Source organism: Sphingomonas sp. Leaf34 (assembly GCF_001421805.1).
In the GTDB taxonomy this organism is placed as follows: domain Bacteria; phylum Pseudomonadota; class Alphaproteobacteria; order Sphingomonadales; family Sphingomonadaceae; genus Sphingomonas.
Window position 1 is genome coordinate 164,516 of record NZ_LMLC01000003.1, and the last position, 17,424, is coordinate 181,939.

The 17,424-nt window shown below is 65.0% G+C and carries 19 protein-coding genes; 12 read left to right on the top strand and 7 right to left on the bottom strand.

The genetic code is table 11. The features are described 5' to 3' along the window. Nucleotides 1-100: 100 nt before the first annotated feature. Complete coding sequence (gene tpiA / locus ASF00_RS09120; protein WP_443024397.1) at nucleotides 101-844, bottom strand: triose-phosphate isomerase; 744 nt, start codon at nucleotides 842-844, stop codon at nucleotides 101-103. A 162-nt stretch (nucleotides 845-1,006) separates the two neighbouring features. On the opposite strand from tpiA, the gene ASF00_RS09125 reads away from it, so the two are divergent. Both ASF00_RS09125 and trpE read left to right on the top strand, forming a co-directional pair. Continuing rightward, entirely contained in the window at nucleotides 1,007-2,962 is a 1,956-nt protein-coding gene (locus ASF00_RS09125) for a peptidylprolyl isomerase (RefSeq protein WP_055877649.1), read from the top strand. Nucleotides 2,963-2,966: 4 nt separating this feature from the next. After that, nucleotides 2,967-4,457 carry an anthranilate synthase component I gene (gene trpE / locus ASF00_RS09130; RefSeq protein WP_055877652.1) on the top strand — a complete coding sequence of 497 codons (1,491 nt, stop codon included), beginning with the start codon at nucleotides 2,967-2,969 and terminating at the stop codon, nucleotides 4,455-4,457. 107 nt (nucleotides 4,458-4,564) lie between these two features. On the opposite strand, the gene ASF00_RS09135 is transcribed toward trpE, so the two are convergent. Continuing rightward, the gene (locus tag ASF00_RS09135; RefSeq protein ID WP_055877656.1) at nucleotides 4,565-4,969 is read right to left on the bottom strand and encodes a hypothetical protein; all 405 of its coding nucleotides are present in this window, start codon (nucleotides 4,967-4,969) and stop codon (nucleotides 4,565-4,567) included. Nucleotides 4,970-5,149: 180 nt separating this feature from the next. Here ASF00_RS09135 and ASF00_RS09140 point away from each other — a divergent pair, with 180 nt between their 5' ends. The 4 genes from ASF00_RS09140 to moaC are packed head-to-tail and all read left to right on the top strand — an operon-like array spanning nucleotide 5,150 to nucleotide 7,977. Further along, a complete protein-coding gene (locus tag ASF00_RS09140) occupies nucleotides 5,150-5,746 on the top strand; it encodes an anthranilate synthase component II (RefSeq protein ID WP_055878740.1) in 597 nt (198 codons plus the stop codon). Beyond that, complete coding sequence (gene trpD, locus ASF00_RS09145; protein WP_055877659.1) at nucleotides 5,743-6,735, top strand: anthranilate phosphoribosyltransferase; 993 nt, start codon at nucleotides 5,743-5,745, stop codon at nucleotides 6,733-6,735. The genes ASF00_RS09140 and trpD overlap by 4 nt, the downstream gene beginning before the upstream one ends. Nucleotide 6,736: 1 nt before the next feature. Continuing rightward, nucleotides 6,737-7,513 (top strand): indole-3-glycerol phosphate synthase TrpC, encoded by a 777-nt coding sequence (trpC, locus tag ASF00_RS09150; protein WP_055877662.1) that lies wholly within the window; start codon nucleotides 6,737-6,739, stop codon nucleotides 7,511-7,513. Then, the gene (moaC, locus tag ASF00_RS09155; RefSeq protein WP_055877665.1) at nucleotides 7,510-7,977 is read left to right on the top strand and encodes a cyclic pyranopterin monophosphate synthase MoaC; all 468 of its coding nucleotides are present in this window, start codon (nucleotides 7,510-7,512) and stop codon (nucleotides 7,975-7,977) included. The genes trpC and moaC overlap by 4 nt, the downstream gene beginning before the upstream one ends. An 80-nt stretch (nucleotides 7,978-8,057) precedes the next feature. On the opposite strand, the gene ASF00_RS09160 is transcribed toward moaC, so the two are convergent. Next, entirely contained in the window at nucleotides 8,058-8,813 is a 756-nt protein-coding gene (locus tag ASF00_RS09160) for an energy transducer TonB (protein WP_235525709.1), read from the bottom strand. Between the two features lie 401 nt (nucleotides 8,814-9,214). Here ASF00_RS09160 and ASF00_RS09165 point away from each other — a divergent pair, with 401 nt between their 5' ends. Together ASF00_RS09165 and lexA are read left to right on the top strand one after the other, a co-directional pair. Further along, on the top strand, nucleotides 9,215-10,396 hold the full coding sequence (locus ASF00_RS09165; RefSeq protein WP_055877670.1) for a molybdopterin molybdotransferase MoeA: 1,182 nt from the start codon (nucleotides 9,215-9,217) through the stop codon (nucleotides 10,394-10,396). 68 nt (nucleotides 10,397-10,464) lie between these two features. Continuing rightward, the gene (gene lexA / locus ASF00_RS09170) at nucleotides 10,465-11,136 is read left to right on the top strand and encodes a transcriptional repressor LexA (RefSeq protein WP_055877674.1); all 672 of its coding nucleotides are present in this window, start codon (nucleotides 10,465-10,467) and stop codon (nucleotides 11,134-11,136) included. 181 nt (nucleotides 11,137-11,317) lie between these two features. Here the strand turns inward: lexA and ASF00_RS09175 are convergent, their stop codons facing one another. Beyond that, complete coding sequence (locus ASF00_RS09175) at nucleotides 11,318-12,577, bottom strand: ComEC/Rec2 family competence protein (RefSeq protein WP_055877678.1); 1,260 nt, start codon at nucleotides 12,575-12,577, stop codon at nucleotides 11,318-11,320. 52 nt (nucleotides 12,578-12,629) lie between these two features. Between ASF00_RS09175 and ASF00_RS09180 the strand changes: the two genes are divergently transcribed. After that, nucleotides 12,630-14,411, top strand: a complete 1,782-nt coding sequence (locus tag ASF00_RS09180; RefSeq protein ID WP_055877680.1) for a recombinase family protein — start codon at nucleotides 12,630-12,632, stop codon at nucleotides 14,409-14,411. Between the two features lie 68 nt (nucleotides 14,412-14,479). Here ASF00_RS09180 and ASF00_RS09185 read toward each other — a convergent pair whose 3' ends face one another. Next, complete coding sequence (locus ASF00_RS09185) at nucleotides 14,480-14,668, bottom strand: hypothetical protein (RefSeq protein WP_055877682.1); 189 nt, start codon at nucleotides 14,666-14,668, stop codon at nucleotides 14,480-14,482. Nucleotides 14,669-14,864: 196 nt separating this feature from the next. Here ASF00_RS09185 and ASF00_RS09190 point away from each other — a divergent pair, with 196 nt between their 5' ends. Together ASF00_RS09190 and ASF00_RS09195 are read left to right on the top strand one after the other, a co-directional pair. Further along, complete coding sequence (locus tag ASF00_RS09190) at nucleotides 14,865-15,206, top strand: hypothetical protein (protein ID WP_055877684.1); 342 nt, start codon at nucleotides 14,865-14,867, stop codon at nucleotides 15,204-15,206. A gap of 139 nt (nucleotides 15,207-15,345) precedes the next feature. Next, nucleotides 15,346-15,747 (top strand): DUF2958 domain-containing protein, encoded by a 402-nt coding sequence (locus ASF00_RS09195; protein WP_055877686.1) that lies wholly within the window; start codon nucleotides 15,346-15,348, stop codon nucleotides 15,745-15,747. 107 nt (nucleotides 15,748-15,854) lie between these two features. On the opposite strand, the gene ASF00_RS09200 is transcribed toward ASF00_RS09195, so the two are convergent. Both ASF00_RS09200 and ASF00_RS09205 read right to left on the bottom strand, forming a co-directional pair. Next, entirely contained in the window at nucleotides 15,855-16,412 is a 558-nt protein-coding gene (locus ASF00_RS09200; RefSeq protein WP_055877690.1) for a hypothetical protein, read from the bottom strand. Nucleotides 16,413-16,518: 106 nt separating this feature from the next. Then, complete coding sequence (locus ASF00_RS09205) at nucleotides 16,519-16,929, bottom strand: hypothetical protein (protein WP_156348272.1); 411 nt, start codon at nucleotides 16,927-16,929, stop codon at nucleotides 16,519-16,521. 221 nt (nucleotides 16,930-17,150) lie between these two features. Between ASF00_RS09205 and ASF00_RS18450 the strand changes: the two genes are divergently transcribed. After that, complete coding sequence (locus ASF00_RS18450; RefSeq protein WP_156348273.1) at nucleotides 17,151-17,372, top strand: hypothetical protein; 222 nt, start codon at nucleotides 17,151-17,153, stop codon at nucleotides 17,370-17,372. Nucleotides 17,373-17,424 lie beyond the last annotated feature (52 nt).

A 17,424-nucleotide genomic window follows, 5' to 3' on the forward strand; every position in this document is an offset into this window, starting at 1 on the left:
AATCCCCGCCCGAATTACAGCGTCACGCCGCTCAACGAATCACACATTAGTCATAAGAGCATAATGTTTATCGCGACTTAACGCTGTTCGACGCAAGCCTTCACAGCGAAGCCGCGGCCTCGATGATCGGCACGAACTTGGCCGCGGTCAGGCTCGCACCACCGACCAGCGCCCCGTCGACATTCGGCGTATCGAGGATCGAGGCCGCATTCGCGCCCGTGACCGAGCCGCCGTACAGGATCCGCACCCCGGCAGCCTTGTCGCCAATCAGCATCCGCAATTTCGCGCGGGCGATCGCATGGATCGCGGCGATCTCCTCCAGAGTCGGCGTGCGCCCGGTGCCGATCGCCCAGCGGGGCTCATAGGCCAGCGTGAACCAGCTGCCGTCCGCATTGTCCGGCACCGACTTCTCGATCTGCGCCTGCACGACGCGCTCGGCCCGGTCCGCATCGCGCTCGGCCTCGGTCTCGCCGCAGCACAGGATGACGTTCAGCCCCTGCTTGTGCGCCGCCGCCGCCTTCGCCCAGGCGTCGTGGCTGGTCTCGTGCTGGTCCGACCGGCGTTCCGAATGCCCGACGATCGTGAACGACGCGCCGACTTCCTTGACCATCGATGCCGACACGCACCCGGTATGCGCGCCCGACTCCGCCTCGTGAACATCCTCGGCGCCGATCGCGAGGGTCGGCACCCGCTCGGACGCCGCCGCGATCAGCGTGAACGGCACCGCGACCGACACGTCGATCTCGGGCGCAGCGCTTGCCGCCGCGGCGATCGCATCGAGTTCGACGAGCATCGCCCGCGACCCGTTCATCTTCCAGTTTCCTGCTACAAGCTTGCGACGCATCACTATCTCCCGGATATTTCGCCCAGCGATAGCGCCGCACCCGCCGCGCACAAGTCCGCAACGTTCCCTACACGTCCGCACGCCCTTTGCAGCGCCCGACTTGAAGAGCCGCCCGCGCGCCCGTAAAGCAACGCCGTTCCCATCCCTGTCGATCGGCTGTCCATGCTCGCTTTCTTCCGCCGCCTTACCCATTCGAAGGTCGGCGTGATCATCACCTTCCTCGTACTCGGCGTGATCGCGCTCGCCTTCGCGGCGGGTGACGTCACGGGGCTGAGTTCGATGACCGGTGGCGCAGGGATCACCGGCGGCGACGTGGCCACGGTCGGCAAGGCCGAGGTCAGCGCGAACGAGCTCAAGACGCAGGCGCAGACCCAGCTCGAAGGCTTTCGCCAGCAGCAGCCGACGCTCGACATGGCGACCTTCGTCAACCAGGGCGGTTTCGAGGGCACGCTCGACCGGATCATCTCCAGCATGGCGCTCGAACAATTCGGCCGTGCGCAGGGCATGGTCGTCAGCAAGCGCTCGGTCGACGGCCAGATCGCCAGCATCCCCGCGTTGCAGGGGCCGACCGGCAAGTTCGACGAGAATCTTTATCGGCAGGTGCTCGCGCAGCGCAAGCTGACCGACGCGCAGATCCGCAGCGACATCGTCCGCGATACCTTCGCGCAGCAGCTGACGATCCCGAGCACCGGCGCCACGCAGGTGTCGAGCCAGCTCGCGCTCCCCTACGCCTCGCTCCTGCTCGAGAAGCGCACTGGCACGATCGGCTTCATCCCCGCCGCCGTCGTCCCCGCCGGTGCCGCGCCGAGCGATGCGGATCTCAACACCTTCTACACGCGCAATATCGCGCGCTACACCGTGCCCGAGCGCCGGATCGTCCGCTACGCCGTCGTCTCGCCCGACCAGGTCAAGACTCAGGCCGCCGCGACCGACGCGGAGATCGCCAAGACCTATCAGCAGGACCGCGCACGCTATGCGGCCACTGAAAAGCGCACGATCACGCAGGTCGTCGTCGCTGATCAGGCCGGCGCCACCGCGCTCGCCGCCAAGGTGAAGGCGGGCACCAGCCTCGCCGATGCCGCACGCGCCGCAGGCCTCGAAGCCTCGACCCAGGTGGGCGTCGAGAAGGCAGCCTATGCCGGCACCGCATCCGCGCAAGTCGCCGATGCCGTGTTCGCCGCCGCAAGCGGCGCGGTGATCGGCCCGGTCCGCACGCAGCTCGGCTGGACCGTCGCCAAGGTCGACAAGATCGAGAACGTCGCCGGTCGCTCGCTCGACCAGGTCCGCGGCGAGATTGCCGCCGCACTCGGGATCCAGAAGGCCGCCGCCGCGCTGTCCGACATCCACGACAAGATCGACGATTCGCTCTCGAAGAACGCGACGTTCGACGAAGTGATCGCCGACCAGAAGCTCAAGCCCGTCACCACGCCTGCGCTGATCGCCAGCGGCCTCAATCCGGACGACGCGACCAGCAAGCCCGATCCCGCGATCGCGCCACTCGTCGCCGCCGCGTTCCAGGCCGCCGATGGCGATGGCCCGCAGCTGGTCCAGCTCGGCACCGATGGCGGCTTCGCGGTCGTCGCGCTCGGCCGTGTCGTCCCCGCCACGCCGCGCCCGCTGGCACAGGTTCGCGCCGCCGTGCTCCGCGACGTGACCGCTGATCGCTCGCGTCAGGCTGCGCGGAAAGTCGCCGCCGACGTGCTCGCGCGCATCAACAAGGGCATGACGATCCAGCAGTCGCTCGCGCAGACCAAGCTGCCGATCCCCGCCGCTCGCCCGCTGACCGCGTCGCGCGCGCAGATCGCCGCCGATCCGCGTGGTGCGCCGCCCGCGCTCGCGCTGATGTTCAGCATGGCGCCGAACACCGCCAAGACGCTCGCCGCGCCCGACGACAGCGGCTGGTTCGTCATCAAGCTCGACAGCATCGCCAGCGGCAACGCAGCGGGCAACGACGCGGCGATCAAGGCCGCGCGCGCCAATATCGGCCGTTCGGTCGGTCGCGAATATGTCGAGCAGTTCGCCAAGGCGGTCCGCGCCGACGTCGGCGTAAAGACCAACGTGGCCTCGCTCGCGCGCGTCCGTGCCGACCTGCTCGGCCAGGGCGGCACCGGGAACTGATCGTATGAGCGCGCGGGAAGCTTTGGCCGAGGGGCGCCCCGCGCTCGTCTGGCGTCGTCAGGTCGCAGACACCGAAACGCCGGTCGCCGCCGCGCTGAAGCTCATCGAGCCGGGGCGTGGCGACTTCCTGCTCGAATCGGTCGAGGGCGGCGAGACGCGCGGCCGCCACAGCCTGATCGGCCTCGCGCCCGACCTGCTGTTCCGCGCGCACGGCCAGAGCGCCGAGATCAACCGCCAGTGGGCGACCGACCGCGAGACGTTCGAGCCCTGCGGCGTGCCGACGCTCGACGCGTTGCGCGCGCTGGTCGCCGAATGCCGTGCGGACGTTCCCGCCGAGCTCCCCCGCGCGCTCGCCTGCCTCGTCGGCTATTTCGGCTATGAGACGATCGGCCTGGTCGAGACTCTGCCGCAACCCCCGGCCGACGCGCTTGGCCTACCCGACATGATCTTCGTGCGGCCGACCGTGATACTCGTGTTCGATCGCCTGACTGACGCACTGTACCTCGTCGCGCCTGCCTGGCCCGATCCCGCGCGCGATGCCGATTCGATCGTGGCCGACGCCGAGGAGCGGCTCGACGCGGTCGCGGCCAAGCTCGCCAGCACGCCCGTCCCTGCGCCGATCCGCTCCGACGTCGCCGAGCCCGTCTACACGCCCGCGCTGCCCGAGGGCCGCTACGGCGAGATGGTGGCGACCGCGAAGGACTATATCCTCGCCGGCGACATCTTCCAGGTCGTGCTCGCGCAGCGGTTCAGCACGCCGTTCGCGCTGCCGCCGTTCGAGCTCTATCGCTCGCTGCGCCGGATCAATCCGTCGCCGTTCCTCTATCATCTCGACCTGCCCGGCTTCGCGCTGATCGGCTCGAGCCCCGAAATCCTCGTCCGCGTCCGCGACGACGAAGTCACGATCCGCCCGATCGCGGGCACGCGCCCGCGCGGCAAGACCGCCGCCGAAGACGACGCGAACCGCATCAGCCTGCTCGCGGACCCGAAGGAACGCGCGGAGCATCTGATGCTGCTCGATCTCGGCCGCAACGATGTCGGCCGCGCCGCGTCGCCGGGGTCGGTGCGCGTCACCGACAGCTACGGCGTCGAATTCTACAGCCACGTGATGCACATCGTGTCGAACGTCGTCGGCACGCTCTCGCCCGCCAAGGACGCGCTCGACGCGCTGTTCGCGGGGTTTCCCGCAGGCACTGTCAGCGGCGCACCAAAGGTCCGCGCGTGCCAGGTCATCGCCGAACTCGAACCCGAACGCCGCGGCGCCTATGCGGGCGGCGTCGGCTATTTCTCGCCCGACGGATCGATGGACTCGTGCATCGTGCTACGCACCGCGGTGGTCAAGGACGGCACGATTCACGTCCAGGCCGGCGCCGGCATCGTCGCCGACAGCATCCCCGAATACGAACAACGCGAATGCGAGGCCAAGGCCGGCGCGATCCTAGCAGCGGCCCGCGAGGCGGTCAGCCGCGCAAAAGAGCCAAGTTTCGGTCAGTAGCCCAAACCACCCACCGTCATCCTGACGAAAGTCAGCACCCAGAGTCACAAGGACCACCCTCGCGGCTCTGGGTCCTGACTTCCGTCAGGATGACGAGAGAGGCGAAATCACGGCGTGGTCGTCGTCTCGCTGCTCGGCGCCCGACGCTCAGCCGCATACGCATTGTTACGCGCCAGGAAACAGCCCGACTGGCCACCCGTGCCGACCGCCGAACACGTATCCGGCAACCCGCCCGCGACTCGCCCAAGCTGGTCCATCGACGCCGCGCGGTTGACCCAGCTCTGGTTCTGCGCGGCGATCGGCTTGTCCTCGCGCAGTGCCTTGGGGATCCGGTAAGGCTGGTCGAGCGTCGAACACACCACCACTTCGCCGCTCGTCGACGGCGGGCACTTCTGGTCCCCGGTCAGCGTGACGCTGCGGATCCGCTGCGGCGGCGAGGCGACCTGGGCATCCTGCGCGGACGCCATGGCGGGAAGCGCGATCAGTGCGGCAAGGACGACGGTACGAAACATGGGGGAAGGCTCCTTTGAAGGGATAACGTCCGTCACACAGCATTGCTCCGCACTGAATGAAGGTCGCCCGCCTACCGCACATAGCGACGCTTGGCGTCATCGGCGACCGCCCACCGGCACTTTGCGGCACGCCGCCGCCGCGCGCCTTGCATGGCCCCGCGCTTCGGCTATGGCGGCGCCATGATCCTCGTCGTCGACAATTACGACAGCTTCACCTGGAACCTCGTCCATTATCTGATGGAGCTGGGCGTCGAGGTGGAAGTCGTCCGCAACGACGCGATCTCCGCCGGGCAAGCCTTGTCGTCGGGCGCGGACGCGTTCCTCATCTCCCCCGGCCCCTGCACGCCGACCGAGGCGGGGGTCAGCCTCGATCTCGTCGCCGCCTGCGCGGACGCGGCCAAGCCGCTGCTCGGCGTCTGCCTCGGCCATCAGGCGATCGGCCAGCATTTCGGCGGCAAGGTCGAGCGCGGTGGGCTGATGCACGGCAAGACCTCGCCCGTCCTCCACGATGATACCGGGCTCTACGCCGGACTCCCTTCGCCGTTCATAGCGACGCGCTACCACTCGCTGATCGTCAACGACGTGCCGGACAAGCTGGTGGTCAACGCGACCGCGCAGGACGGCACCGTCATGGGCTTCCGCCACGCCACGCTGCCGATCCACGGCGTCCAGTTCCACCCCGAAAGCATCGCCACCGAACACGGCCATGCGATGCTGGCGAACTTCCTGAAGATGGCCGACATCCCGGTAAAGCCGCGCGACGGGTTGCAGCTGTGAGCACCACCACGCTCCTCCCCGACCCGTCATCCCCCCTCTCCCGCGAGTCCGCCCGCGAAGCGTTCGCCGACATCCTCGACGCACGCGCGGGCGAAGACGCCATCGCGACCTTCCTGATCGATCTGTCGGCCCGCGGCGAGACCAGCATCGAGATCGCCGAAGCCGCCCGCGCCCTGCGCAACCGGATGATCCCGATCGACGCCCCCGCCGGCGCGGTCGACGTCTGCGGCACCGGCGGTGACGGCCATCACACGCTCAACGTCTCGACCGCGGTCGCGCTCGTCGTCGCGGCGTGCGGCGTCCCCGTCGCCAAGCACGGCAACCGCGCCGCCTCGAGCAAGGCCGGCGCCGCCGACACGCTCGAAGTGCTCGGCCTGGACATGGACCGCGCCGGCGCCACTGCCGAGGCGAGCCTCAACGACATCGGCATCGCCTTCCTGTTCGCCGCCAACCACCACCCGGCGATGAAGCGCATCACCCCGATCCGCCAGCGCATCGGCAAGCGCACGATATTCAACCTGATGGGCCCGCTCGCCAACCCGGCGGGCACCACCCGCCAGCTGATCGGCATCGCCCGCCCCGATTACGTCGCGCTCTACGCCGACGCGCTCGAACAGCTCGGCACGCAGGCGGCCTTGGTCGTCTCGGGCGAAGAAGGCCTCGACGAACTCTCGGGCGCCGGCCCCAGCATCGTCGCCTCGGTCGGCGGCGTCGCGCTCCCCGCGCGCGTAACCCCCGAAGACGCCGGCCTCACCGCCCACGCCATCACCGACATCCGTGGCGGCGACGCGCATCACAACGCCGACGCGCTCCGCCGCCTGCTCAAGGGCGAAACCGGCGCATACCGCGACGCCGTCCTGCTCAACGCCGCCGCCGCCTTGATGGTCGCCGGCACCGTCCCCACCCTTGAGGGCGGCGTCGCGAAAGCCGCCACCGCCCTCGACACCGGCAGCGCCGACGCGCTGCTCGCCCGCTGGATCGCCTACTGACATGACCATGCTCGACCGTATCCTCGAGACCAAGCGCGCCGAAGTCGCCGCGCGCAAGGCCACCACCTCGCTCGCCGACATCGACGCCGGGATCGCCCGCATGTCCAAACCACGCGGCTTCCGCGCGGCTCTTGACGCCAAGCCCGGCTACGCGCTGGTCGCCGAGGTCAAGAAGGCCAGCCCCTCGAAGGGCCTGATCCGCGCCGACTTCGATCCGGTCGCGCATGCCCGCGCCTATGAAGCCGGCGGTGCCGCGTGCCTGTCCGTGCTGACCGACGAAAAATGGTTCCAGGGCGCCGACGCGTATCTGACCGCGGCCCGAGACGCCGTTTCGATCCCTGTCCTGCGCAAGGACTTCATGGTCGACCCGTGGCAGTCAACCGAGGCGCGCGCGATTGGCGCGGACTGCATCCTGATCATCGTCGCCGCGCTCGACGACGTGCAGATGGCCGAGATCGAGGCGTCCGCGCTCGACTGCGGCATGGACGTGCTGGTCGAGGTCCATGACGCGCACGAAATGGAGCGCGCACTGAAACTCAAGTCGCGGCTGATCGGCGTGAATAACCGAAACCTGCACGACTTCACCGTCGACTTCAACCGAACCTACGAACTCGTCAGCCACGCGCCCAAGGACTGCACGTTCGTCGCCGAAAGCGGCCTGACGACTCGCGCCGAACTCGACGCGATGGCCGAGCACGACATCCGCTGCTTCCTGATCGGCGAAGCGCTGATGCGCCAGGACGACGTCGAAGCCGCCACCCGCGCGCTCGTCGGATGAGCGGCCTCACGCACATCGACGAAGCCGGCGCGGCAAGGATGGTCGACGTCGGCGGCAAGGCCGTCACCGCGCGCGAGGCGGTCGCCTCCGGCCGGATCACCATGTCCGCCGAGGCTGCCGCCGCGATCGGCGAAGGCACTGCGAAGAAAGGCGACGTCCTCGCCGTCGCGCGTGTCGCCGGGATCATGGCGGCCAAGCGCACCAGCGACCTGATCCCGCTCTGCCATCCCCTACCGCTCACCAAGGTCGAGATCGACCTGGCCGTCGACGCGACCGGCGTCACCGCCACCGCCACCGCCTCGACCGAAGGCAAGACCGGCGTCGAGATGGAAGCGCTCACCGCCGCGACGGTAACGCTGCTGACGATCTACGACATGGCCAAAGCGATCGACAAGACGATGGTCCTCTCCGACATCCGCGTCCGCGCGAAATCCGGCGGCAAATCCGGCAACTGGACCGCCTGACAAACCCCTCTCCCCAAAGGGGAGAGGGAAAGACGCCAAAGGCGTCGAGGGTGTGGGCACGCGCGCACCGCCAGCTCCAATCAATCGTTTATCGCCCATTCGTGATCCTCGACGATCGTCGACTCCACCGGCCGCCCCGCCGCATCCAGCGACGAGTCGTACCGAAACCGTTGCTCGATCAGCCGACACGTCAGCGCATCGAGTTCCCGGCTCCCGCTAGACCCGGTAACCCGGCACCGCGTCACGCGCCCATCCGTCCCGACCACATACCGCACCGACACCCGCCCGCGAATCCCCGTTTCCGCCGCCTCGCGCGGGTAGTCCGAATCCTTCAGCCGCCCCTTGCGCCACCGCGGCGGCGTCTCCTCGCCACCCCCACCGTCGCCATCGCCAAACCCACCGCTGCCGGTGCCGTTGCCGATCCCGCCACTCCCGGTCCCCGGCCCGCGCACGTCCGACGCGCCAGCCGTCGCCTGCGCGCCGAGCCCGGCCTTCTCCGCCACCACGACCGGCGGCGGCACCACGATCGGGACGACCGGCGGCGGCGCCACGACCTCGGTCGCTTTCGACTTGAGATTGGGCGGCGATGCAGCCCCCTCCGGCTTACGGCTAAGCGAAGGCCGCGGCTTGACCTTCTCGACGGGCAGCGGAGGCGGTGGCGGCGCCACCCCAAATACCTTCAACGCCTCCCCAACCGCCGCCGGCATCGGCACGACCAGCCCGTTGAGAAGCGCATAGCCAAGCACCCCCGGCAACACGACCGCCCCGATCGCCGCGCCGATCCTGTCTCTCGTCCGTGGCTGCGTCGCGGTCATGTTGTTGATCTGGTGCGTCATTGCGGGCGAGAAAAGCCCCTCCCCGCATGAACGCACGCTGGCCGACGCCCCCGCGAACACCACCCCGGCGAAGGCCGGGGCCCAGTTGGGAAAGCCCAAGTGATAACCAGCGACACCGGCCCAACCCTGTTTCCCCGCGAAGGCGGGGACCCAGACTGGGCTCCCGCCTTCGCGGGAGAACAAGGAAGCAGGTGCCGACCTCGAATAGACCGGAACACCGCCGCTTCACCCCAACAACACCTGTCCTACACGCCAAACCGATGGCACAGCACGGAACATACCGACCCACCCCCGCGCTTCCCATACGACACCCCGCCAAACGACGACCCGCCAAACACCTCCCAGCGTCTGCACTTCCTGAACTTCACTTTTCCGAACCGCCCGAAAACAGAGCCTTACGCATGACCCTAGTCCCCGTCGCCGAAGCCCAGACCCGCCTCTTCGCCATGGCCCCCCGCGTCGGCCATGAGACCGTCGCCTTGCGCGACGCCGCCGGCCGCTGGGCCGCCGAGGACATCCTCGCCCGCCGCACCCAGCCCGCCGCCGACCTCTCGGCAATGGACGGCTACGCGATCCGGTTCGCCGACCTGCCCGGCCCCTGGACCGTCATCGGCGAGAGCGCCGCCGGCCGCCCGTTCGCCGGCACCGTCGCTACAGGCGAGGCCACCCGCATCTTCACCGGCGCCGCCATGCCCGAGGGCGCCGACACCGTCATGGTCCAGGAAGAAGCCGAGCGAGACGGCGCCACGCTGATCCTCGCCGGCGAAGGCCCACCGACGCTGGGCCGCAACACGCGCCGCAAGGGCCTCGACTTCTCGACCGGCACCCGGCTGATCGCCGCCGGCGAACGCCTCAGTCCCGCGCGCATCGCGGTCACCGCAACCGGCGGGCATGGCAGCCTCACCGTCAATCGCCGCGTCCGCGTCGCCGTCGCCGCCACGGGCGACGAACTCGTCCCCCCCGGCTCGACCACCGATGGCGTCGCGCTCCCTGAATCGAACGGCATCATGCTCGCCGCGATGCTTGCCGACATGCCCGTCGACGTCATCGACCTCGGCATCCTCCCCGACACTCTCGACGTCCTGCGCGACGCCTTCGCGAGCGTTCAGGCCGACCTGCTCGTCACCACCGGCGGCGCGTCGGTCGGCGATCACGACCTTGTCCGCCCGGCGATCGAAGCCGCCGGCGGGACAATCGATTTCTGGCGGATCGCGCTGCGCCCCGGCAAGCCGATGATGGCCGGGCGCATCGGTGACATGATGGTGCTGGGCCTGCCCGGCAACCCGGTCTCCGCGTTCGTCACTGCCACGTTGTTCGTAAAGCCCGTCGTCGCGCACATGGCCGGCGCGCGCGATCCGCTTCCCCAATCGACGCACGCACTGCTCGGGGAGGACCTTCCCGCAAACAACGCGCGCACGGACTATCTCCGCGCCGAACTCCGCGACGGCAAGGCCTATGCCTCGACGATCCAGGACAGCTCGATGCTGCTCATGCTCGCGCGCTCGACCTGCCTGATCGTCCGCCCCGGCAGCGCCCCGGCCGCACGCCAGGGCGAATCGGCGGAAATCCTCGTAATTGCGTGATACGAGCGCTTGACGGCGTTAAGGATGTTCCATAGAAGTTCCCAGTCTGTTCCGGACGGAGAACCGCCATGCTCACGCGCAAGCAGCACGAACTCGTCTGCTTCATCAACGATCGCCTCAACGAAACCGGCGTCTCGCCGTCGTTCGAGGAGATGAAGGACGCACTCGATCTGAAATCGAAGTCGGGCGTCCATCGTCTGATCAGCGCGCTCGAGGAGCGCAACTTCATCCGCCGCCTGCCGAACCGCGCACGCGCACTCGAAGTGCTGCGCATGCCCGAGCGCGCGGAAAAAAAGGCGCCGTCAAAGGCATCGACCGTGAAGTCCGCGCCCGTCGCCGTACCGCAGCCCGCGAACGACGTCGTCGAGATCCCACTTCACGGCCGGATTGCCGCGGGCGTTCCGATCGAGGCGTTCGAGGGTAGCACGATGCTCGCCGTCCCTGCCGCGCTGCTCGGCACCGGCGAACATTACGCACTCGAAGTCTCGGGTGATTCGATGGTCGAAGCGGGCATCCTGGACGGCGACTACGCGCTGATCCGCCGCACCGAGACCGCGCGGGACGGCGAGATCGTCGTCGCGCTGATCGAGGACAGCGAAGCCACGCTCAAATATTTTCGGCGCGAGGGCGCCATGGTTCGCCTCGACCCCGCAAACCGCGCGTACGACCCGCAACGCTACGCGCCCGCGCAGGTCCGCGTGCAGGGTAAGCTCTCCGGCATCCTGCGCCGCTACGATTGAATTATTCGCACCGGCCCTGCGTCATCGCGACGCAGAGCCGGTCCGCGGGGCAACCGGAAATCGGCTTGCGCGAAGGCGCAAAGTTGCGAAGATGGTGCCGAGCGATCTGTGTCGACCTGACGTCACGGGCGATCGAGACATCGGCGTCGACGTCTCGGTATGACCGCCCCGACCGTACCACTTAGCGCTGCGCCTTTGCGTGGTTATCCTGATAAAAGCGAGCGCGGTGAGCGCGAGACACCCACCGATCGTCGTGCGATCGGATTTGGCGCGATCCGAACGAATGCACGGTGCGGGCAAGCACAGGTGGATCGCGCCAAGGGTGGCGGTCGCCGGCGTTCAGGATCGTCACGACCGTCCCCGTCCGCAAGGTTAGCGCAACACCGCCCGTCCGCCGAAGGACGCGGCGATCCAGTTTCAACCACCGTGGCACGCAGCGTTTCGGCAGACCGCGTTCGCTGACGACGATGTCGGCGGTGTGGCACGCGGCGATGAACGCTGCGATCGGTACCATGTAGGCGCTGCGTGTCGCCAAGATCCTCCATCTCCGTCGCCGTGCAACGATATCGGTGACGCACAGATCGCGGCTGCACCGCGCATCGGGCTGATCCGCGAGCAGGAGCGGTTCGCCATCAACCCCGCCATTCTCGGCTAACATGTCGCGCGTATAGTCCCCCGCCCGGTCGCGTAGCATTGCCAGCCCCGCCGCCGTCCGAACCGCGACATGGCGCCCGTCGCCCGTGACGAGAACGTCCGGTGGCGGAGTCATGAGCGCCCAGATCGCACCGGCAGCCAGCGGAATCAGCCCGAGCCGTCGCCACCGCGTCCGCCACAGCGCGATCCAGATGCCGCCGACGATCATCAGCGCAAACGCGGCCGTCGACATCCCGGGCAAGGACCGCACCGCGCCGGGCGCGCTGGCAACGATATGCGCTAACCACAGTAGCGCATCGAGCGAGCGCTGCACCAACCACCAGATCGGCGCACCAACGCCAACTGCATCGAGCAGCAACGCCAACGCCTCCAGCGGCATCACGACGAACGTCGTCAGCGGGATCGCGACGATGTTGGCAAACGCGCCGTACACCCCGGCCTTGTGGAAATGATACACCGCGATCGGCATCAGCGCGACTTCGACTAGCAATCCCGTCAGCAGCAGGGACGCAACCGCACGCGCGAGTTTGCGCCCGCGTCCTTCGTCATGCGGACCTAGGACCACGCGGATCACCGGATGTTCGTGCAAGGCCATGATGGCGGTGATCGCCGCGAACGAGAGCTGGAAGCTCGGTCCCGCCGCTGATTCAGGCAGGACCAGCATGACGCACGCTGCCCCCGCGGCGACCAGTCGCAGGGTCATCGCCTCGCGGCCCATCGCCAGCGCCGCCAGCACGAGCAGCGCGGCCACGCACGATCGGATCGTCGGGACCTGGCTGCCGGTCATACTGTAATAGGAGTTGGGAACCTCTTAACCCCTCCCAGCCCACAGAGGGTGTATGACGTTACCGGCAACCATTTACGCGCGTTTCTCCAATGCGGATCAGGCGCAGGGCAACAGCAAGGCCCGACAGCTTACTCTATGCCGCGATATGCTTGAGCGGCATGGTTGGGAAGGCAGTCCGGATCGAGAGCTTATAGACGAGGGTGTGTCCGCCTATAGCGGCGCAAACCGCGCGTCTGGCGGCCTCCTCCACACGTTCGAGCAGGAGGCTCTGGCAGGCCGTTACAAGAACGGCCATGTCCTCGTCGTCGAGAACTTAGATCGTATCAGCCGCCAGGGCTACGATGCTGTCCTGCCTTTCCTCCAGCAGCTAACGAGCCAGGGCGTGACCGTCGCGACCGTCGATGGTGATCGGGTTTATCCCGCTTACGAACGCGTCACGATGGCCAGTGTCATCGAAGCCGTCGTAAAGTCGGAATTGAGCCGCGAGGAAAGCGAGAAGAAGAGCAGGCGCTTAAAAGCTGCCCAGAACAAACGGGTTAGCGATGCCCAAGCCAACGCCGGTCAGCACATCAGTTCCACAGCTACTGTTCCGGCCTGGATCGATACTAGGCGCATCAGCAAAACGTCGGAGCGCCCGATCTACCGCATGTCGCTCAACGCGGCTCGCGTTGCGGTCTTGCGCGAGATATTCCAGCTTACAATCGACGGGTTCGGAACCCCGGCTATTGCGAAAATTCTCAATGGCCGAGGTGAGCCTGTCTGGAAGCATCGTAATATCGCCAGCAAGAACGGCTGGACGGTTGGCTACCTGACCAAAATCGTACTCAATCGAGCGGTGATGGGCGAGTATCACCCTATGAACCGTCCACGCAGTGGTGAAGCCACCAGCAAAGGGGTCGATGTTCTCAATCACTTCCCCCAAGCCATCGACCCGGTGACGTTCGCCAAGGCCGCTGCCGCGCGAGAAAGTCGCAAGGGCACAAGCGGCGCGTGGCAAATCACGCATAATAATCTGTTCAGCGGTATCGCAAAGTGCGGCGTTTGCGGGGGCAGAATGAAACAGGAAGTGGTCGTTAGGAAAGGCGGCAACCGCCGAAACGGTAAGAATCCAGATGCCGTTTATCAGAGCAGACAGGACATCAGCTATCTCAAATGCCACAACGCCCTGAACCGCGTTTTCGATGAGGAACGTGGCCTGCCCCGCTGCTCGAATCGCAATTGGGTTCGCTATGAGAAATTGGAACAGGCTGTCGTCCAGTTCGCAGTAGGCTGGCTCGCACTTAACCGACAAAGCGCGCCATCGGCAGATATCGAAAGCATGGAAGTCAGCATCGCGGATGCTCGCCGTTTCCTCGCGGACAAGCAAAAGCAAGCCGACAATGCGGCAGTCAGCTTTACCCGCACAGGCAGTACGACGATGGAGCGTCTTATGCTCCAGCTTGAGGTCGAAGTTGCCGAGGACCAAAAAGCTATTCAGGTGATCGAACAGCAACTCTCGACCCTGCGCACAAGCGCGCCTTCACCTGACTTCCTCAATCACATCGAGAAGCAACGCACTGCCCTGTACAGCAACGATGAGACTGAGCGGACCACTACCCGCGTGGCGATGAAGCAAACGCTGGGTAGTCTGATTAAGACGATGGAGTGCGATACCGAGCGCAATACGCATGTCATTCTCGCAGGAAACTCACTCTTGTTCTCCTTCGACAACGAAGGTGAGTTGATCGGAAACGAGATGGGCCAGGGAACGATCCACCTCGGCCCTTACGGTGAAATTGACTGGCATCCCGACTTCCCTGATGCCGATTACGCAATCCACCCAGCAGCCCTGTAAGGGGCAGACAGGAAGAGCGGGGTTGGCTCCCCGCTCCTCTCATATGGCCCTGTGAGAGCGTCTGCGGGTTAGCAACGGGGCAGTTTGTGAACCACTGCGCCGACATGGATGTTGAACACGCTGCGCTTGCGCTCGACGTAAACGCGCGCACCCTCAAACGTGACAGCAAATTCGTCCTCCTCAAAGTCGGCCGAGTAATCGAACGTGTTGAGTGCGTAGTTAGCGAAAGCAGCGAGGTCGATCTGGTTGTTAAACATGCATTGTCTCCTTCCCCAGTTATCTGCTTCCAGAGTAGAATCAGAGCGAGTAAAAGAAGACACGATTCGTCGCAAACTGGAGCTATGATTTGCGCCGCCTTTGCTATCAGAAGATTTGAGTAGTATTGAAGTCTGGCGTTGTCCTCCAGGGTCAAAGGCTATTGATAGAGAGTGCGACAAAAAAGGAGCGCACAACATGAAGGATTACTCGTCCTTGCTGGAAATTGCCAAGTCATCACTTGGCAAAAGCTATGATACTTTAATGGCAACGATGGTGGAGGGCCTGGAGCGCAAAATTAGCGACAGCGCAGCGGTTGTTAGCAGTTTTGAAGACGACATAAGCGACACATACGCGGAGGAAGCGCGCAAGCTGGGCGTTGATGAGGAGGATGGACTGTCAGACAGCTTGCTTGCCTCGACAGGCATTAGCAGCGCAGGCAAAGCGCTTGATGCGCTATACGACAACAAAGTTGCCAACGCAGTAAAAGTACAGGCGCTTGCGGACGCAATTGGCGCACGGATATTGTGGAGGCTGTGACGGTAAAGGAGCAGGTTGCGTTACGGCGCAACTTGCTTCGCCACGGCTACCCCCAACTTATTTGCTTTCCAAACAATCTGGTGTTGTCCTCCTGAGCCAAAGGCTATTGATAGGAATGTGGCAACAAGGAGTAAGCCACATGGAAGACAAGCAAGCGCCTACCCTCAACGCAGAACAATTTGCGTTTGTGAACGTGATGTCGGCGGAAGCCCTACAGCAACTTATCAGCAACCACATCGAGCAACAGCCCCTCAAGGGCACGCGCGGCGAACGCGACTTCCCGCCAGTATGTAAGCTGTTCCTGCCCTGGACGTCCGGGACCTGGCTGCTCACCGAACTAGACCCCGATGACGGGCTGGCGTTCGGGCTAGGTGATTTGGGCTTTGGAACGCCGGAACTGGGCTACATCAGCCTGGACGAGATATACGAGATAACCGGACCGGCTGGGCTCAAGGTGGAGCAGGACATTCACTTCACGGCCAGCAAGCCACTCAGCCAGTACGCAACCGAAGCCCGCGAGCATGGCCACATTCGCGCATAGGGCATTTGAATAAATAGGAGTGTAGCAAGAGGTCATTGGCTTGCTGCTCTCCTTAGTTGTTTTTGTGGTTGAAGCCCCGGCGGGACATTGCCGGGGCTTCAATCATGTCATGCGGGTTTGTAGGTTGCTTCAGGCTTGTCGCCAGCTTCGCTGCGAAGAGATTGATCGGGGTTCCTACCCATCGACCACCAACGCCCAAGATTGCGCTTCTGCTGCGCCTCCAAGCCCTCATACGCCGGGTTCAGGTGCTTGGGATACTTGTCCCCGCTTGTCTTGGTAGCGGCCTTTTTCGCCGAGGCGATATGTACTTTGGCCTCGCCCTTACCGTGCGAGGCAATCTCCTCGTCGAACTCGCCGCTCTCAACAGCCGACTTGAACTTGTCCAGGAACTCAGGAAAACGCTCGGCGGGCATGTGGTTGGTCTGTACGCCGTTGATAGTGAACGTGTCGCCAGCCAGCTTGACCGTCAGGGCCACCACATTATTGCTGACCTTCCACCAACGGTTTGGTGCTTTGGTTTGGCCGTTCTCGAACTGCTTCTTGGCACTCGCGATGCCCTTGAGCAGTGGCGATCGCGCCTTCGCCGGATCGTGCGGCTTGATGTTGAACGCCTCGGCCAGCCCGACATTATCGATCAAGCTAAACAGCGTGCTTTTGATGCTCATAGTACCCTCCACAGATGTGCCAGCGCACTTAGGCACGAGGAGTTACCGGCAAGTCAACAAAAAGGCCCCCGCAATGCGAGGGCCTGTGTAGTGGGATGCGTTACCCTTAGCTGGGCTTGGCGTCCTTTTTGGCAGCGCGTGTCAGCTTGAGCTTGCTAGTGCGCTGCTCCTTCTTCTCCGTCAGCGTCACAAGCTGCGCATCATATTCACCGCCCTTGATCCGGTCGGCGTAATAATCCAGCGCCTCGATGAAGTTGGCTTTGGGCACGGTCATTTCCTTGACCTCAACGTCCGTGTCCTGGATTTTCGTGCGCTCCAGCGTGAGCGCCGTGTTGGACACGCGGATCGTGAACGCCATCTTGTCGGCCACGATCTTGAAGTTGACCTTGCCCTCTGCGGCGTCCCCGGCTTTGAACTGCTCCTTCATCTTGTTGATGTTGTCCTGCGCGACCTGCTGAACGCTGCGGGCTGCGCCCTGCTTGCTGAACTCCGGAGCGAGTTGTGCGGGAACCAGCATCGAGGGGTTGAACTTAGTCATGTTATCTAACTCCGATCTAGCAGTGCGCTTAGTTGCGCCCTGTTCCAATCGTATGTTGTCGTACTGCCAATAGAGCGAGCCACTGATTTGCCAGTTTGATAAGAAATGCGACCAACCGTTAGACCACCAGTGTCTTAGGTAGATTGGACCACCCTGCGGCTTTAGCTGTGAACTACACAACGAACCACAGGGGCAACTACATGACCGCGCAAATTATCCCGTTCCCAACTACACCATCTACTCAAGCGCGACTTGCTATTGCGGGCGGTGCGCTTGAACATGCCATCCCGTTACCCAGCCGGGACGCAGAACTTGAACTGCTCGGGCAGATGGCCAGCCGGTTGCTCGACCAGTTGGATGACGAGGATGCTGTCGATAACTTCCTGGCGCGCATCGATCTGTGGACCGCTAACGCCGCCTAACCCGGCGCAATCACTCCCCTCGATAAATAGGAGATAATAACAAACGAGGGAG

Excerpts from the sequence above, each read along its gene's own strand:
- lexA (WP_055877674.1), top strand. The coding sequence starts at position 10,465 with ATGCTCACGCGCAAGCAGCACGAACTCGTCTGCTTCATCAACGATCGC.
- ASF00_RS09195 (WP_055877686.1), top strand. The coding sequence starts at position 15,346 with ATGGAAGACAAGCAAGCGCCTACCCTCAACGCAGAACAATTTGCGTTT.
- ASF00_RS09125 (WP_055877649.1), top strand. The coding sequence starts at position 1,007 with ATGCTCGCTTTCTTCCGCCGCCTTACCCATTCGAAGGTCGGCGTGATC.
- ASF00_RS09165 (WP_055877670.1), top strand. The coding sequence starts at position 9,215 with ATGACCCTAGTCCCCGTCGCCGAAGCCCAGACCCGCCTCTTCGCCATG.
- moaC (WP_055877665.1), top strand. The coding sequence starts at position 7,510 with ATGAGCGGCCTCACGCACATCGACGAAGCCGGCGCGGCAAGGATGGTC.
- ASF00_RS09160 (WP_235525709.1), bottom strand. The coding sequence starts at position 8,813 with ATGACGCACCAGATCAACAACATGACCGCGACGCAGCCACGGACGAGA.
- trpC (WP_055877662.1), top strand. The coding sequence starts at position 6,737 with ATGACCATGCTCGACCGTATCCTCGAGACCAAGCGCGCCGAAGTCGCC.
- ASF00_RS18450 (WP_156348273.1), top strand. The coding sequence starts at position 17,151 with ATGACCGCGCAAATTATCCCGTTCCCAACTACACCATCTACTCAAGCG.
- ASF00_RS09185 (WP_055877682.1), bottom strand. The coding sequence starts at position 14,668 with ATGTTTAACAACCAGATCGACCTCGCTGCTTTCGCTAACTACGCACTC.
- trpE (WP_055877652.1), top strand. The coding sequence starts at position 2,967 with ATGAGCGCGCGGGAAGCTTTGGCCGAGGGGCGCCCCGCGCTCGTCTGG.
- ASF00_RS09190 (WP_055877684.1), top strand. The coding sequence starts at position 14,865 with ATGAAGGATTACTCGTCCTTGCTGGAAATTGCCAAGTCATCACTTGGC.
- tpiA (WP_443024397.1), bottom strand. The coding sequence starts at position 844 with ATGCGTCGCAAGCTTGTAGCAGGAAACTGGAAGATGAACGGGTCGCGG.
- ASF00_RS09180 (WP_055877680.1), top strand. The coding sequence starts at position 12,630 with ATGACGTTACCGGCAACCATTTACGCGCGTTTCTCCAATGCGGATCAG.
- ASF00_RS09175 (WP_055877678.1), bottom strand. The coding sequence starts at position 12,577 with ATGACCGGCAGCCAGGTCCCGACGATCCGATCGTGCGTGGCCGCGCTG.
- ASF00_RS09140 (WP_055878740.1), top strand. The coding sequence starts at position 5,150 with ATGATCCTCGTCGTCGACAATTACGACAGCTTCACCTGGAACCTCGTC.
- ASF00_RS09200 (WP_055877690.1), bottom strand. The coding sequence starts at position 16,412 with ATGAGCATCAAAAGCACGCTGTTTAGCTTGATCGATAATGTCGGGCTG.
- ASF00_RS09205 (WP_156348272.1), bottom strand. The coding sequence starts at position 16,929 with ATGCTGGTTCCCGCACAACTCGCTCCGGAGTTCAGCAAGCAGGGCGCA.
- ASF00_RS09135 (WP_055877656.1), bottom strand. The coding sequence starts at position 4,969 with ATGTTTCGTACCGTCGTCCTTGCCGCACTGATCGCGCTTCCCGCCATG.